12 protein-coding genes are annotated in these 12,596 nt (G+C 66.4%); 11 read left to right on the forward strand and 1 reads right to left on the reverse strand.

Annotated features, from left to right (window positions below; translation table 11 throughout):
• Window positions 1-5: 5 nt before the first annotated feature.
• The 10 genes from frc (BMY35_RS29470) (at window position 6) to BMY35_RS29515 (ending at window position 10,332) form a co-directional block, all read left to right on the forward strand.
• The gene (gene frc / locus BMY35_RS29470; RefSeq protein ID WP_093206549.1) at window positions 6-1,277 is read left to right on the forward strand and encodes a formyl-CoA transferase; all 1,272 of its coding nucleotides are present in this window, start codon (window positions 6-8) and stop codon (window positions 1,275-1,277) included.
• 94 nt (window positions 1,278-1,371) lie between these two features.
• A complete protein-coding gene (locus BMY35_RS29475) occupies window positions 1,372-1,818 on the forward strand; it encodes a PAS domain-containing protein (protein ID WP_093206550.1) in 447 nt (148 codons plus the stop codon).
• A 154-nt stretch (window positions 1,819-1,972) separates the two neighbouring features.
• A complete protein-coding gene (frc, locus tag BMY35_RS29480) occupies window positions 1,973-3,220 on the forward strand; it encodes a formyl-CoA transferase (RefSeq protein WP_093206551.1) in 1,248 nt (415 codons plus the stop codon).
• Window positions 3,221-3,454: 234 nt separating this feature from the next.
• Entirely contained in the window at window positions 3,455-3,772 is a 318-nt protein-coding gene (locus BMY35_RS29485) for an HAD family hydrolase (protein ID WP_093206552.1), read from the forward strand.
• 35 nt (window positions 3,773-3,807) lie between these two features.
• Window positions 3,808-4,986 (forward strand): ADP-forming succinate--CoA ligase subunit beta, encoded by a 1,179-nt coding sequence (sucC, locus tag BMY35_RS29490; protein ID WP_093206553.1) that lies wholly within the window; start codon window positions 3,808-3,810, stop codon window positions 4,984-4,986.
• Window positions 4,987-5,020: 34 nt separating this feature from the next.
• A complete protein-coding gene (gene sucD / locus BMY35_RS29495) occupies window positions 5,021-5,920 on the forward strand; it encodes a succinate--CoA ligase subunit alpha (RefSeq protein ID WP_093206554.1) in 900 nt (299 codons plus the stop codon).
• Window positions 5,921-5,971: 51 nt separating this feature from the next.
• On the forward strand, window positions 5,972-6,754 hold the full coding sequence (locus tag BMY35_RS29500) for a fumarylacetoacetate hydrolase family protein (protein ID WP_093206555.1): 783 nt from the start codon (window positions 5,972-5,974) through the stop codon (window positions 6,752-6,754).
• Window positions 6,755-6,800: 46 nt separating this feature from the next.
• Complete coding sequence (locus BMY35_RS29505; protein ID WP_093206711.1) at window positions 6,801-7,814, forward strand: 2-dehydropantoate 2-reductase; 1,014 nt, start codon at window positions 6,801-6,803, stop codon at window positions 7,812-7,814.
• A gap of 154 nt (window positions 7,815-7,968) precedes the next feature.
• Window positions 7,969-9,387, forward strand: a complete 1,419-nt coding sequence (gene pyk, locus BMY35_RS29510; RefSeq protein WP_093206556.1) for a pyruvate kinase — start codon at window positions 7,969-7,971, stop codon at window positions 9,385-9,387.
• Window positions 9,388-9,408: 21 nt separating this feature from the next.
• Window positions 9,409-10,332 carry a LysR family transcriptional regulator gene (locus BMY35_RS29515; RefSeq protein ID WP_093206557.1) on the forward strand — a complete coding sequence of 308 codons (924 nt, stop codon included), beginning with the start codon at window positions 9,409-9,411 and terminating at the stop codon, window positions 10,330-10,332.
• 66 nt (window positions 10,333-10,398) lie between these two features.
• On the opposite strand, the gene BMY35_RS38400 is transcribed toward BMY35_RS29515, so the two are convergent.
• Window positions 10,399-10,563, reverse strand: coding sequence for a hypothetical protein (locus tag BMY35_RS38400; RefSeq protein ID WP_170217133.1), 165 nt, complete (start codon window positions 10,561-10,563; stop codon window positions 10,399-10,401).
• Window positions 10,564-11,241: 678 nt separating this feature from the next.
• Between BMY35_RS38400 and oxlT the strand changes: the two genes are divergently transcribed.
• On the forward strand, window positions 11,242-12,522 hold the full coding sequence (oxlT, locus tag BMY35_RS29520; RefSeq protein ID WP_371287213.1) for an oxalate/formate MFS antiporter: 1,281 nt from the start codon (window positions 11,242-11,244) through the stop codon (window positions 12,520-12,522).
• Window positions 12,523-12,596 lie beyond the last annotated feature (74 nt).

Below are 12,596 nucleotides of genomic sequence, written 5' to 3' on the forward strand. Positions count from 1 at the left end.
TCCCAATGAGCAACAAGCCCCTCAACGGCATCAAGATCATCGACTTCACGCACGTGCAGGCCGGCCCCGCGTGCACGCAGTTGCTGGCCTGGTTCGGCGCCGACGTGATCAAGGTGGAGCGCCCCGGCGCGGGCGACGTGACGCGCTCGCAGCTGCGCGACATTCCGGACGTCGATGCGCTCTACTTCACCATGCTCAACAGCAACAAGCGCTCGATCACGCTGGACACGAAGAAGCCCGAGGGCAAGGCCGTGCTGGAGAAGCTGATCCGCGAATCCGACGTGCTGGTGGAAAACTTCGGCCCCGGCGCGCTGGACCGCATGGGCTTCACCTGGGAACGCATCCAGGAGCTGAATCCCAAGATGATCGTCGCGTCGGTCAAGGGCTTCAGCGAAGGCCACCACTACGAAGACCTGAAGGTGTACGAGAACGTGGCGCAGTGCGCCGGCGGCGCCGCCTCCACCACCGGCTGGTGGAAGGGCGGAAACTCCGTCCCGACGATCTCGGCGGCGGCGCTGGGTGACTCCAACACCGGCATGCACCTGGCCATCGGCATCCTCACGGCCATCATCGGCCGCGAGCAGACGGGCAAGGGCCAGAAGGTGGCCTGCTCGATGCAGGACGCCGTGCTCAACCTGTGCCGCGTGAAGATGCGCGACCAGCAGCGCCTGGACAGCGTGGGCTACCTCGAGGAATACCCGCAGTACCCGCACGAGATGAGCGCATTCGCCGACAAGGTCGTGCCGCGCGGCGGCAACGCCGGCGGCGGTGGCCAGCCCGGCTGGATCCTGAAGTGCAAGGGCTGGCAGACCGACCCCAACGCCTACATCTACTTCACGGTGCAGGGCCATGCCTGGGAGCCGATCTGCGACGCGCTGGGCAAGCCCGAGTGGAAGACCGACCCCGACTACATGACGGCCAAGGCCCGCCAGCCGCACATCGAGCAGATCTTCGCCACCATCGAGGACTTCATCAAGGACAAGACCAAGTTCGAGGCGGTGGACATCTTCCGCAAGCACGACATTCCCTGCGCCCCGGTGCTGTCGATGAAGGAACTGCTGCACGACGAGTCGCTGCGCAAGAGCGGCTCGATCGTCGAAGTCCCGCACAAGGAGCGCGGCAGCTACTGGACCATCGGCAGCCCGATCAAGTTCTCGGACCTCAAGCCCGAAGTCACTGCCTCGCCCCTGCTGGGCGAGCACACCGACGACGTGCTGGCTGAGCTCGGCTACAGCCAGGACCAGATCGCCAGCCTGCACGCGGCCAAGGCCGTGTAGGGCAGCAGCAGCCCTGTGCGGGGGGCTTCACACCAACCAGATTCCCCCGCACAGTGACAGACCCCAGCCAGCAGTCAGCGCCCGGGAGGCACTCATGCAAGCGAACCTGGATTTCAAGCAGCTCGTCGAAGGCGCCGGCGATGCGATCATGGTGTGCGACGCGCAGGGCGCGATCACGCTGTGGAACCGCGCAGCCGAGCGCATCTTCGGCTTCAGCGAGGCCGAGGCCCTCGGCCAGTCGCTCGACCTGATCATTCCCCAGCGCCAACGTCAGCGGCACTGGGACGGCTACAACAAGACGATGGAAACCGGCGTCACCAAGTACGGCGCCGACCTGCTGCGCGTTCCCGCGCTGCACAAGGACGGGCACACGCTCTCCATTGCCTTCACGGTGTCGATGCTGTTCTCCGCCGCTCACGAGGTCACCGGCATCGTCGCCATCGTCCGCGACGAGACAGCCCGCTTCGCGGAGGAGCGCAAACTTCGCGCCCGTCTGGTAGAAGTCGAAGCCACGATGAACGAACCTGGGAACGACAGTTGACTGCGCCCGCCAGCACCACCCTCGACGCGCCATGCGGCGTTGCTCCTCCTTGCGGGCGCGAGCCCGCGGCGTCGTCCCGCCTTGCCTGGCACGCCGATCGTGGCACCGGCGAGCACAGTCAACTGCAGTTCCCAGGTCAAGAAGGAGACAGTCAATGAGCCAAGCACTCGAGGGCGTCCGCATCCTCGACTTCACCCATGTGCAGTCCGGCCCCACCTGCACGCAACTGCTGGCGTGGTTCGGCGCCGACGTGATCAAGGTCGAGCGTGCCGGCGAAGGCGACGCCACGCGCGGCCAGCTGCGCGACATTCCCGGCGCGGACAGCCTCTACTTCACGATGCTGAACCACAACAAGCGCTCGATCACGCTGGACACCAAGAACCCCAAGGGCAAGGAGGTTCTGGACAGCCTGATCAAGACCTGCGACGTGCTGGTGGAGAACTTCGCGCCCGGCGCGCTCGACCGCATGGGCATCACCTGGGCCCACATCCAGAAGCTCAACCCGCGCATGATCGTGGCCTCGGTCAAGGGCTTCGGGCCCGGCAAGTACGAGCACTGCAAGGTCTACGAGAACGTGGCCCAGTGCGCCGGCGGCGCGGCCTCCACCACCGGCTTCGAGGACGGCCCGCCGCTGGTGACGGGCGCGCAGATCGGCGACAGCGGCACCGGCCTGCACCTGGCGCTCGGCATCCTGGCGGCGCTCTTCCAGCGCAACAGCACCGGGCGCGGCCAGCAGGTGCTCGCGCCGATGCAGGACGCGGTGCTCAACCTCTGCCGCGTGAAGATGCGCGACCAGCAGCGCCTGGAGCGCACCGGCACCATGCACGAGTACCCGCAATACCCCGACGGCAAGTTCGGCGACGCGGTGCCGCGCGCGGGCAATGCATCGGGCGGCGGCCAGCCGGGCTCCATCCTGAAGTGCAAGGGCTGGGAGACCGACCCGAACGCGTACATCTACTTCATCACGCAGGCGGCCGTGTGGCCGGCGGTGTGCAAGGTCATCGGCGAGGAAGGCTGGATCAACGACGAGGCCTACGCCACGCCGGCCGCACGCCTGCTGCACCTGAAGCCGATCTTCGCGCGCATCGAGCAGTGGACCATGACCAAGACCAAGTTCGAGGCCATGGACATCCTCAACGAGTACGACATTCCCTGCGGGCCGATCCTGTCGATGAAGGAGATCGCCGCGGACGAATCGCTGCGCGAGACCGGCACCATCGTCGAGGTCGACCACCCGGTGCGCGGCAAGTACCTGACGGTGGGCAACCCCATCAAGATGTCCGACAGCCCGACGGTGGTGACGCGTTCGCCGCTGCTCGGCGAACACACCGAGGAAGTGCTGAGGCAGCTCGGCTACGGCGCGGACGACCTGGCGACCCTGCGGGCCGAACGCGTGATCTGAGGCGCGGCGCAGGCCCGCCTTCCCGTCATCTTCGAGTCTTGAGACAACGCCGCCCGCAGGCGGCGCGGAGGGTTCCTGCGCCTGCGAATTGCGCGCCTCCGGTGCATAACTCCTGGTGAATGGTTTTTATAAATTCATTTAATTTTTATTTATCGTCCATCGATCCTACATTTTGAACTCGCCGGAATTTCTCGATCAATTCAACCTCTTCGGCATTCATTCAAGGAGAAGATCATGGAAAACCATTCGCCCGTCCAATACTGGCGCGACGAAATCGAGCGCAATGCCTACAACGCCGCATTCTTCGAATTGGGATTGCGCTGGCATTGGGACGGAGAGACCTACGACCGCCTGATGGGCCTCGGCCAGGACGCGAACGAGCGAATCGGCCATTACCTGAAGACCCACCAGCCGCATCTCCTGAAGGCCTACGACGCCGAATTCCTGGCGGTCGCCATCGAGCAGAAGAAGGAAATTCACAGAAAGCGGGAAATGGCCTCTTCGAGCTATTTCAATTGGGCCGAAAGCCACGGCGTCGAGCTCGGCGCCTGAATTCCTCCAATTCAAATGAACGACCCGTTCCGGCCATGAACATCCACGAATACCAGGGCAAGGAAGTGCTGCGCCAATACGGCGTGGCGACCCCTCGCGGATTCGTCTGCCGCTCGCCCGACGAGGCGGCCGATGCCGCCAGCCGCATCGGCGGCCGGGCCTGGGTGGTGAAGGCGCAGATCCATGCGGGCGGCCGCGGCAAGGGCGGCGGCGTGAAGCCGGCCTGGTCCGTGGACGAGGTGCGCCGCCACGCCGGGCAGATGCTCGGCATGACGCTGAAGACGCCGCAGACCGGCCCCGAGGGCCGCGTGGTGAGGCAGCTGCTGGTGGAGGAGAGCGTCGAGATCGACAAGGAGCTGTATCTCGGCTTCGTGGTCGACCGCAATTCGCAGCGCGTGGCCCTGATGGCCTCGAGCGAAGGCGGCATGGACATCGAGGAGGTGGCCGCGCGCACGCCCGAGAAGATCCACAAGCTCTTCATCGACCCCGATGCCGGCCTGCGCATCGCCGACGCGGACGGCATGGCGCGCCGCATCGGCATCACCGAGCGTTCGCTGGTGCAGGCGCGCGTGCTCATGCAGAACCTCTACCAGGCCTTCGACGGCAGCGATGCCTCGCTGGCGGAGATCAACCCGCTGGTGCTGACGCGCGACAACCGCGTGATCGCGCTGGACGCGAAGTTCGACTTCGACGCCAACGCGCTCTTCCGCCAGCCGGAGATCGCGGCCATGCGAGACACCGACGAGGAAGACCCGATCGAGGTCGAGGCTTCGAAGTTCGACCTCTCGTACATCGCGCTCGACGGCGACATCGGCTGCCTCGTCAACGGCGCGGGCCTCGCGATGGCGACGATGGACGCGATCAAGCTCTACGGCGGCGCGCCCGCCAACTTCCTCGACGTGGGCGGCGGCGCCACGCCCCAGAAGGTGACCGAAGCCTTCAAGCTGATGCTGCGCAACCCGAAGCTCAAGGCGGTGCTGGTCAACATCTTCGGCGGGATCATGAAGTGCGACGTGATCGCGCACGGCGTGGTCGCCGCGGCGCGCGAGACCGGCCTGGCGGTGCCGCTGGTCGTGCGCATGAAGGGCACCAACGAGGACCTGGGGCGGACCATCCTCGCGCAGTCGGGCCTGGCGATCATCAACACCGACGACATCGCCGAGGCCGCGCAGCGGGCGATCGGCGCGGCCAGCAATTGGGAGCGCCAGCGATGAAGCGCTCATCCCCCAAGTCGATGGAGCTTGCGACATGTCCATCCTGATCAACAAGCACACCCGCGTCATCACGCAGGGCATCACCGGCAAGACGGGCCAGTTCCACACGCAGGCCTGCCTGGAGTACGGCAACGGCAGGCACTGCTTCGTCGCGGGCGTGAACCCGCTGAAGGGCGGCCAGTCGATGGCAGGCATCCCGATCTTCGGCACCGTGAAGGAAGCCAAGGCAGAGACCGGCGCGACCGTCTCCGTGATCTACGTGCCGCCGCCCTTCGCCGCAGCCGCGATCGACGAGGCGGTGGATGCGGAGCTCGACCTCGTCATCTGCATCACCGAAGGCATCCCGGTGCGCGACATGATCCGCACGCGGCACCGCATGCAGGGCAGCAAGACGCAGCTGCTGGGCCCCAACTGCCCGGGGCTCATCACGCCCGGCGAGATCAAGATCGGCATCATGCCCGGCCACATCCACCAGCGAGGGCGCATCGGCGTGGTCTCGCGCTCGGGCACGCTGACCTACGAGGCCGCGAGCCAGCTCGCGAGCTTCGGCATCGGGCAGTCGACGGTGGTCGGCATCGGCGGCGATCCGGTCGGCGGGCTGCGGCACATCGACGTGCTGAAGATGTTCAACGACGACCCGCGCACCGACGCCGTGATCATGGTCGGCGAGATCGGCGGCGACGCCGAGGAGCAATGCGCGCGCTGGATCCGCGACCACATGACCAAGCCCGTGGTCGGCTTCATCGCGGGCGCCAGCGCGCCGCCCGGCAAGCGCATGGGCCATGCGGGCGCCATCGTCTCCGGAGGCCGCGGCACCGCGCAGGAAAAGCTCGCGGTGATGAAGGAATGCGGCATCCACGTCACGCGCAACCCGGCGGACATGGGGAAGCTGCTGGCCTCGCTCGTGATTCCCGACTATCTCCCGTTCGACTGACCGACCGGCGACGGGCCCGAATTCTCATCAATCCAGAAAGCAGATAACAACATGGAACAGCAGCACCAGCAGAGGAAATGGGTCCGCTTCGAGCACGCGGGCGGCATCGGCTTCGGCACGCTCGAGGGCGACGCCGTGCACGAACGCCGGGGCGACATGTTCGGCAGCTCCGAGCCCACCGGCCGCGTGTTCGCGCTGGAGGGGCTGCAGCTGCTCACGCCCACCGAGCCCACCAAGGTGATCGCGCTGTGGAACAACTTCCACGCGCTCGGCGCCAAGCTCAGCCTGCCGGTGCCCGCCGAGCCGCTGTATCTGCTGAAGACGCCCAACTCGTACCTTTCGCCCGGCGCGCCCATCCGCAAGCCGCTGTGCGACGGCAAGGTCGTGTTCGAGGGCGAGCTCGGCATCGTCATCGGCAAGACCGCCACTGCCGTGTCGGAGGCCGATGCGCTCGACCATGTGTTCGGCTACACCTGCGCCAACGACGTCACGGTGGCCGACATCCTCAACCGCGACGCCTCCTTCGCGCAGTGGGTGCGCGCCAAGGGCTTCGACACCTTCTGCCCCATGGGCCCGGTGGTCGCCACCGGCCTCGATCCCGCCACGCTCACCGTGACCACGCTGCTCAACGGCGAGGTGCGCCAGGACTATCCGATCAGCGATATGCGCTTTTCGGTGCAGCAGCTCGTGAGCCTCATCTCGCAGGACATGACGCTGCACCGCGGCGACGTGATCCTCTGCGGCACCTCGGTCGGCGTCGGCTCGATGAAGCCCGGCAGCCTCGTGGAGATCGAGATCGGCGGCATCGGAAAGCTCAGCAACCGCTTCGGCTGAACGCAGCAGAAGGGTCGCGCAAGGATTTCAACTCTTGGGGATCGACATGAAGATTGCAATCATCGGCGCAGGCGCCATCGGCGGACTGGTCGGCGCGAAACTCGCGCTGGCCGGCGAGGACGTCACGTTCATTGTGCGCGGCGCCAACCTCGACGCCATATCGCGCAACGGCATCAAGCTGGTCTCGGCCGAAGGCGAGGAGCAGGTGGCGCGCAACGTGAAGGCCACCGACCGTTACGACGAGGCCGGCCCGCAGGACATCGTCGTGCTCGCGATGAAGGCCCACCAGGTCGAGGCCGTGGCCAGCGACGTGCCGAAGCTCTTCGGGCCCGACACGGTGGTCGTGACCATGCAGAACGGCATCCCGTACTGGTACTTCCACAAGCACGGCGGCGCGCTCGAGGGTACGCCGGTGCGCAGCGTCGATCCTTCGGGCACCGTCGCGGCGAAGATCCCGGCGCAGCGCGTGATCGGCTGCGTGGTCTATCCGGCGTCGGAGCTCATCGCGCCCGGCGTGGTCAAGCACATCGAGGGCGACCGCTTTCCGGTCGGCGAGCTCGACGGCTCCGCGAGCGAGCGCGTGAACAGCGTCTCGGCCTGCTTTACCGGCGCGGGCTTCAAGGCGCCGGTGCTCGACAACATCCGCGCCGAGATCTGGCTCAAGCTGTGGGGCAACCTGACCTTCAACCCGATCAGCAGCCTCTCGCACTCGACCCTCGTCGATATCTGCCAGTACCCGCCTTCGCGCGAGCTGGCCGCCGCGATGATGCGCGAGGCCCAGGCCGTCGCGCACAAGCTCGGCATCGAGTTCCGCGTGACGCTCGAGAAGCGCATCGCGGGCGCGGAGAAAGTCGGCAAGCACAAGACCTCGATGCTGCAGGACGTGGAAGCGGGCCGCGCGCCCGAGATCGACGCGCTGGTCGGCGCGGTGGTCGAGCTGGCCCGGCTCACCGAGACGCCCACGCCGCACATCGACACCGTCTACAGTCTCGTCAAGCTGCTTGCGCGCACCATGGAAGACCAGCGCGGCCGCGTGAAGCTGCACGAGATCGCGGCATGAGCGCGATGCCTTGCTCCCTCTCCCCTCGGGGAGAGGGCGGGGGTGAGGGGGGTGGCCTTCGCGCGCACCCCGCCTCGATCACCGCCGTCGGCCCTCACCCCAACCCTCTCCCAAAGGGGAGAGGGAGCAATACCCTGGATCCCGAGGTCCGTCGATGAGACGCACGCGCAGCGCCAGGATCGTCGCCACCCTCGGCCCGTCCACCACCGAGGAGCCGGCCATCCGCGAGCTGTTCGAGCGCGGCGTGGACGTGTTCAGGCTCAACTTCAGCCACGGCACGCAGCACGACCACGCGCGGCGCCTCGAGACCATCCGCCGCCTGGAGCGGGAGTCAGGCCGGCCCATCGGCATCCTGCTCGACCTGCAGGGGCCGAAGCTGCGCCTGGGCACCTTCGAGGGCGGCCGCGCGCAGCTCGATGCGGGCGCGCGCTTCAGGCTCGACATGGACAAGGCAGCAGGCAATGCACGCCGCGCGCCGCTGCCGCATCCGGAAATCTTCGCCGCGCTGCAGGACGGCACCGAGCTGCTGCTCGACGACGGCAAGCTGCGGCTGCGCGTGGACAGCCACGGCCCCGACTTCGCCGAGACCACGGTGCTGGTCGGCGGCCCGATCTCGGACCGCAAGGGCGTCAACGTGCCCAGCGTGCTGCTGCCGATCTCGCCGCTCACGCCGAAGGACCGCGACGACCTGGCCTTCGGCCTGTCGATGGGCGTGGACTGGGTCGCGCTCTCCTTCGTGCAGCGGCCCGAGGACATCGAGGAGGCGCGCGCCATCATCGGCTCGCGCGCCTGGATCATGGCCAAGCTGGAGAAGCCGGCGGCCATCGAGCACCTGGACGCGATCGTCGCGCTGTGCGACGGCATCATGGTGGCGCGCGGCGACCTCGGCGTGGAGCTGCCGCCGGAGCAGGTGCCCGAGCTGCAGAGGCTGATCGTGCGCGCCTGCCGCAAGCGCGGAAAGCCGGTGGTGGTGGCGACGCAGATGCTCGAATCGATGATCGCCTCGCCGGTGCCCACGCGCGCGGAAGTCTCCGACGTGGCGACAGCCGTGTACGACGGCGTCGATGCGGTGATGCTCTCGGCCGAGTCGGCCTCCGGCAAGTATCCGTTCGAGGCGGTCGCGATGATGGACCGCATCATCGCGCGCGTGGAGGCCGACCCGTCATACCGCGCGGGCATCGACGCCACGCACGATGCGGCGCTGTCGACCACGGCCGACGCCGTGTGCGCCTCGCTGCGCCAGGTGGCTTCGCTGCTCGCGCCGGCGGCGACCGTCACCTACACCTCCTCAGGTTTCACGAGCCTGCGCGCCGCGCGCGAGCGCCCTGCAGTGCCCATCCTGAGCCTCACGCCCGACATCGCCGCGGCGCGCCGCATGGCGATGGTCTGGGGCGTGCACGCGGTGCTGGTGGACGACGTGCACGACGTGGGCGAGATGATCGACTGCGCCTGCCGCACGGCGCGCGCCGAAGGCTTCGCGAAAGAAGGCGACGACGTGGTGGTGGTGGCGGGCCTGCCCTTCGGGCAGTCGGGCACCACCAACCTGCTGCACGTTGCCCGAATACCGCGCTGAGCGCTGCAGCAGGCGGCCCCCATGAAGCACGCGACCCTGCGCCAGCTGAAGGTCTTCGAGGCGGTGGCACGGCTGTTGAGCTTCTCGCGCGCGGCCGAGGAGCTGCACCTCACGCAGCCCGCCGTTTCCACGCAGGTGCGCAAGCTCGAGGAGCACGCGGGCAATGCGCTCTTCGAGCAGTTCGGCAAGAAGGTGTATCTCACGGCCGCGGGCAGCGAGCTGCTGCAGATCAGCCGCGCGATCATCCAGCAGTTCGAGGCTGCAGAGAACGCGATGATGCAGTTCAAGGGCGTCTCGGGCGGCAAGCTCAACGTGGGCGTGATCAGCGCGGGCGACTACTTCTTTCCGCGCCTGCTGGTCGAGTTCGCGAGCCGCCACCAGGGCGTGACGCTGAACTTCACCGTGCACAACCGAGCGGGGCTTTTGACCCACATCGCCGAGAACCTCACGGACCTGGCGATCATGGTGCGCCCGCCCACTGATCTCGACACCGTCAACCAGCCCTTCGCACCGCACCCTTACGTGATCGTCGCGGCGCCGGGCCATCCGCTGGTGGGCGAGAAACGGATCGCGGTGCAACGCCTGATGCGCGAGCCCTTCGTGGTGCGCGAGAAGGCGTCCGACACCTGGCATTCGATGGAAGACGGCTTCGGCGGCGACCTGAGCGGCATCAACATCGCGATGGAGATCCGCAGCACCGAGACCATCAAGCAGGCCGTGATCGCGGGCATGGGCGTGAGCTTCGTGTCGGCGCATACCGTGAGCCAGGAGTTGCGCGCGGGCAGCCTTCGCGTGCTCGACGTCGAGGGCTTTCCTCTGATGCTCAACTGGTACGTGGTGCATCGGCGCAGCAAGCGGCTGCCGCCGGTGGCGCAGGCCTTCAAGGACTTCCTGCTGAGCGACGGGCCCTCGCTGATCTCGCAGATCGTGCCCTTCGAGGGCTAGAAAGAAAAAGAGCGCGGCGACTGAATCGCGCGCGCTCTTCGGGAGAAGTGAATCCGGCGTTGCGGCTCAACGCTGCACGGGCGCCGAACGGCGCTGCATCAGTGCGGTGCGCGCGGCCTTGTAGAAGATCACGATGGGCATCACGGCGAACAGCTCGCGCATGATGTTGCCGGCGGTCGACGAGGAAGCGGGGGCGCGCAGTGCGTTGGAATCGATGGTGGTGTGGCTCATTGAGTGCTCCAAAAAAAGAATCTGAAACTGAATCGGAAAGACCGAAGGGATTACCCTGAATTTTAGGGTTTACCCTAGACGAGGGCAAACGCGATTTTTGCGTTTCTTGACCTAGGTCAATTTTTTCCTTTTCGGACAAGGCGCTGGATACGCCTCGGGTTCCGCTGCCATAGCCTCTGTCGGAGCCTCTGCCAGAGCCGTTCGAAAGAGCATCGGATGCACGCGCAACGCGCATCGCGAAGCCATCGAAAACATCGCGCGAACCGTCGCTTGCATCGCGCAAGCATCACGCGGAAATCATCGAAGTTCCGTCGTCGATTTCTCTTCATTCATGCAACGCGAACGCATCGTTCGATGCGTCTCGCAGAGCACTCTCTTCGCGCATCGAATGCAGTGCGATTTCATAGGGATACCTCGGGGGTTCCGAGAGAGCGCGATTCGTGTGAACTTGACTGAGGTCAAGAGTTTTTGAGTCGCTCGGTCCGACAGTCATCCACGCGCAGACAACTGGTGATTCCCATGCCGTGTATCGATGTCAACGAGGCCTCGTCGCCCGTCGATGCGCACTGATCGCTCGACTGATTGCCCTGCTTTTGCAGCCTGTCGGATTTCAACGAAAACACCAAGGACAACTCCATGACTCGGCCCACCTCCACGATCGCAGGATCCAACCCCGCGATGTACCCCCCGTCCGAAACCTATGGCGCCAGCGCGACCCGATCCGAGGCGTACCGATGGGGTCAATTGCTCATAGGCATCGTCTGCATGGCGATGATCGCCAACCTGCAGTACGGCTGGACGCTCTTCGTCAATCCGATCGCAGACAAGCATGGCTGGAGTCGCGCGGCGATCCAGGTCGCGTTCACCATCTTCGTCCTCACCGAAACCTGGCTCGTGCCGATCGAGGGCTACCTCGTCGACCGCTTCGGGCCACGCCCCGTGGTGCTGGTGGGCGGCGTGCTGTGCGGCGTCGGCTGGGTGCTCAACTCGGTGGCCGACTCGCTGGCGTTGCTGTACATCGCGGCAGCCGTCGGGGGCATCGGCGCGGGCGCCGTCTACGGCACCTGCGTGGGCAATGCGCTCAAGTGGTTCCCCGACCGGCGCGGCCTCGCGGCGGGCATGACCGCCGCGGGCTTCGGCGCGGGCTCGGCGCTCACGATCATCCCGATCTCCGCGATGATCAAGTCCAGCGGCTACGAAGCAGCGTTTCTCTATTTTGGGATCGGGCAGGGACTGATCGTGTTCCTGCTCGCATGGATGCTGACCCGCGCTCCCGATCATGCAAAGGCTTCGGGAAGCCGCAACGTGCAGCAGTCGCGCCGCGACTACGCGCCGTCCGAGGTACTGCGCTCGCCGGTGTTCTGGGTGATGTACGCGATGTTCGTGATGGTGGCGGCCGGCGGCCTGATGGCCACCGCGCAGCTCGCGCCCATCGCCAAGGACTTCAAGATCATCGATGTGCCGGTGAACATCATGGGCCTGGTGCTGCCCGCGCTGACCTTCGCGCTGGCCATCGACCGCGTGCTCAACGGCCTCACGCGGCCCTTCTTCGGCTGGGTGTCCGACAAGATCGGCCGCGAGCAGACCATGTTCATCGCCTTCGCGATCGAGTCGGTCGGCATCCTGATGCTCTACCACTACGGCCAGAACCCGATCCTCTTCGTGATCCTCACCGGCATCGTGTTCTTCGCCTGGGGCGAGATCTACAGCCTGTTCCCCTCGACCTGCGCCGACACCTTCGGCTCCAAGTTCGCGGCATCGAACGCCGGCATGCTCTACACCGCCAAGGGCACGGCCTCCCTGCTGGTGCCGCTGTCGAGCGTGCTGGCCGCCTCCACCGGCAGCTGGCAGGCCGTCTTCATCGCGGCCAGCGCGGTCAATGCGCTCGCCGCTCTCATGGCCTGGTTCGTGCTGCGGCCGATGCGCCGCAAGCACATCGAGGCGAGCCGTACCGAATAGAACAACTTCAGGCCGCCATCGCCGGTACCATCCGGACATTCCTTCCCCCCACACAGCCCCGCCATGAAGATGGC

Origin of the sequence: Variovorax sp. YR750 (assembly GCF_900109805.1) — a bacterium.
In the GTDB taxonomy this organism is placed as follows: domain Bacteria; phylum Pseudomonadota; class Gammaproteobacteria; order Burkholderiales; family Burkholderiaceae_C; genus Variovorax; species Variovorax gossypii.

What these genes read in the sequence shown, in the direction of transcription:
- frc (WP_093206549.1), top strand. Translation starts at nt 6, where the DNA reads ATGAGCAACAAGCCCCTCAACGGCATCAAGATCATCGACTTCACGCAC.
- BMY35_RS29475 (WP_093206550.1), top strand. Translation starts at nt 1,372, where the DNA reads ATGCAAGCGAACCTGGATTTCAAGCAGCTCGTCGAAGGCGCCGGCGAT.
- frc (WP_093206551.1), top strand. Translation starts at nt 1,973, where the DNA reads ATGAGCCAAGCACTCGAGGGCGTCCGCATCCTCGACTTCACCCATGTG.
- BMY35_RS29485 (WP_093206552.1), top strand. Translation starts at nt 3,455, where the DNA reads ATGGAAAACCATTCGCCCGTCCAATACTGGCGCGACGAAATCGAGCGC.
- sucC (WP_093206553.1), top strand. Translation starts at nt 3,808, where the DNA reads ATGAACATCCACGAATACCAGGGCAAGGAAGTGCTGCGCCAATACGGC.
- sucD (WP_093206554.1), top strand. Translation starts at nt 5,021, where the DNA reads ATGTCCATCCTGATCAACAAGCACACCCGCGTCATCACGCAGGGCATC.
- BMY35_RS29500 (WP_093206555.1), top strand. Translation starts at nt 5,972, where the DNA reads ATGGAACAGCAGCACCAGCAGAGGAAATGGGTCCGCTTCGAGCACGCG.
- BMY35_RS29505 (WP_093206711.1), top strand. Translation starts at nt 6,801, where the DNA reads ATGAAGATTGCAATCATCGGCGCAGGCGCCATCGGCGGACTGGTCGGC.
- pyk (WP_093206556.1), top strand. Translation starts at nt 7,969, where the DNA reads ATGAGACGCACGCGCAGCGCCAGGATCGTCGCCACCCTCGGCCCGTCC.
- BMY35_RS29515 (WP_093206557.1), top strand. Translation starts at nt 9,409, where the DNA reads ATGAAGCACGCGACCCTGCGCCAGCTGAAGGTCTTCGAGGCGGTGGCA.
- BMY35_RS38400 (WP_170217133.1), bottom strand. Translation starts at nt 10,563, where the DNA reads ATGAGCCACACCACCATCGATTCCAACGCACTGCGCGCCCCCGCTTCC.
- oxlT (WP_371287213.1), top strand. Translation starts at nt 11,242, where the DNA reads ATGTACCCCCCGTCCGAAACCTATGGCGCCAGCGCGACCCGATCCGAG.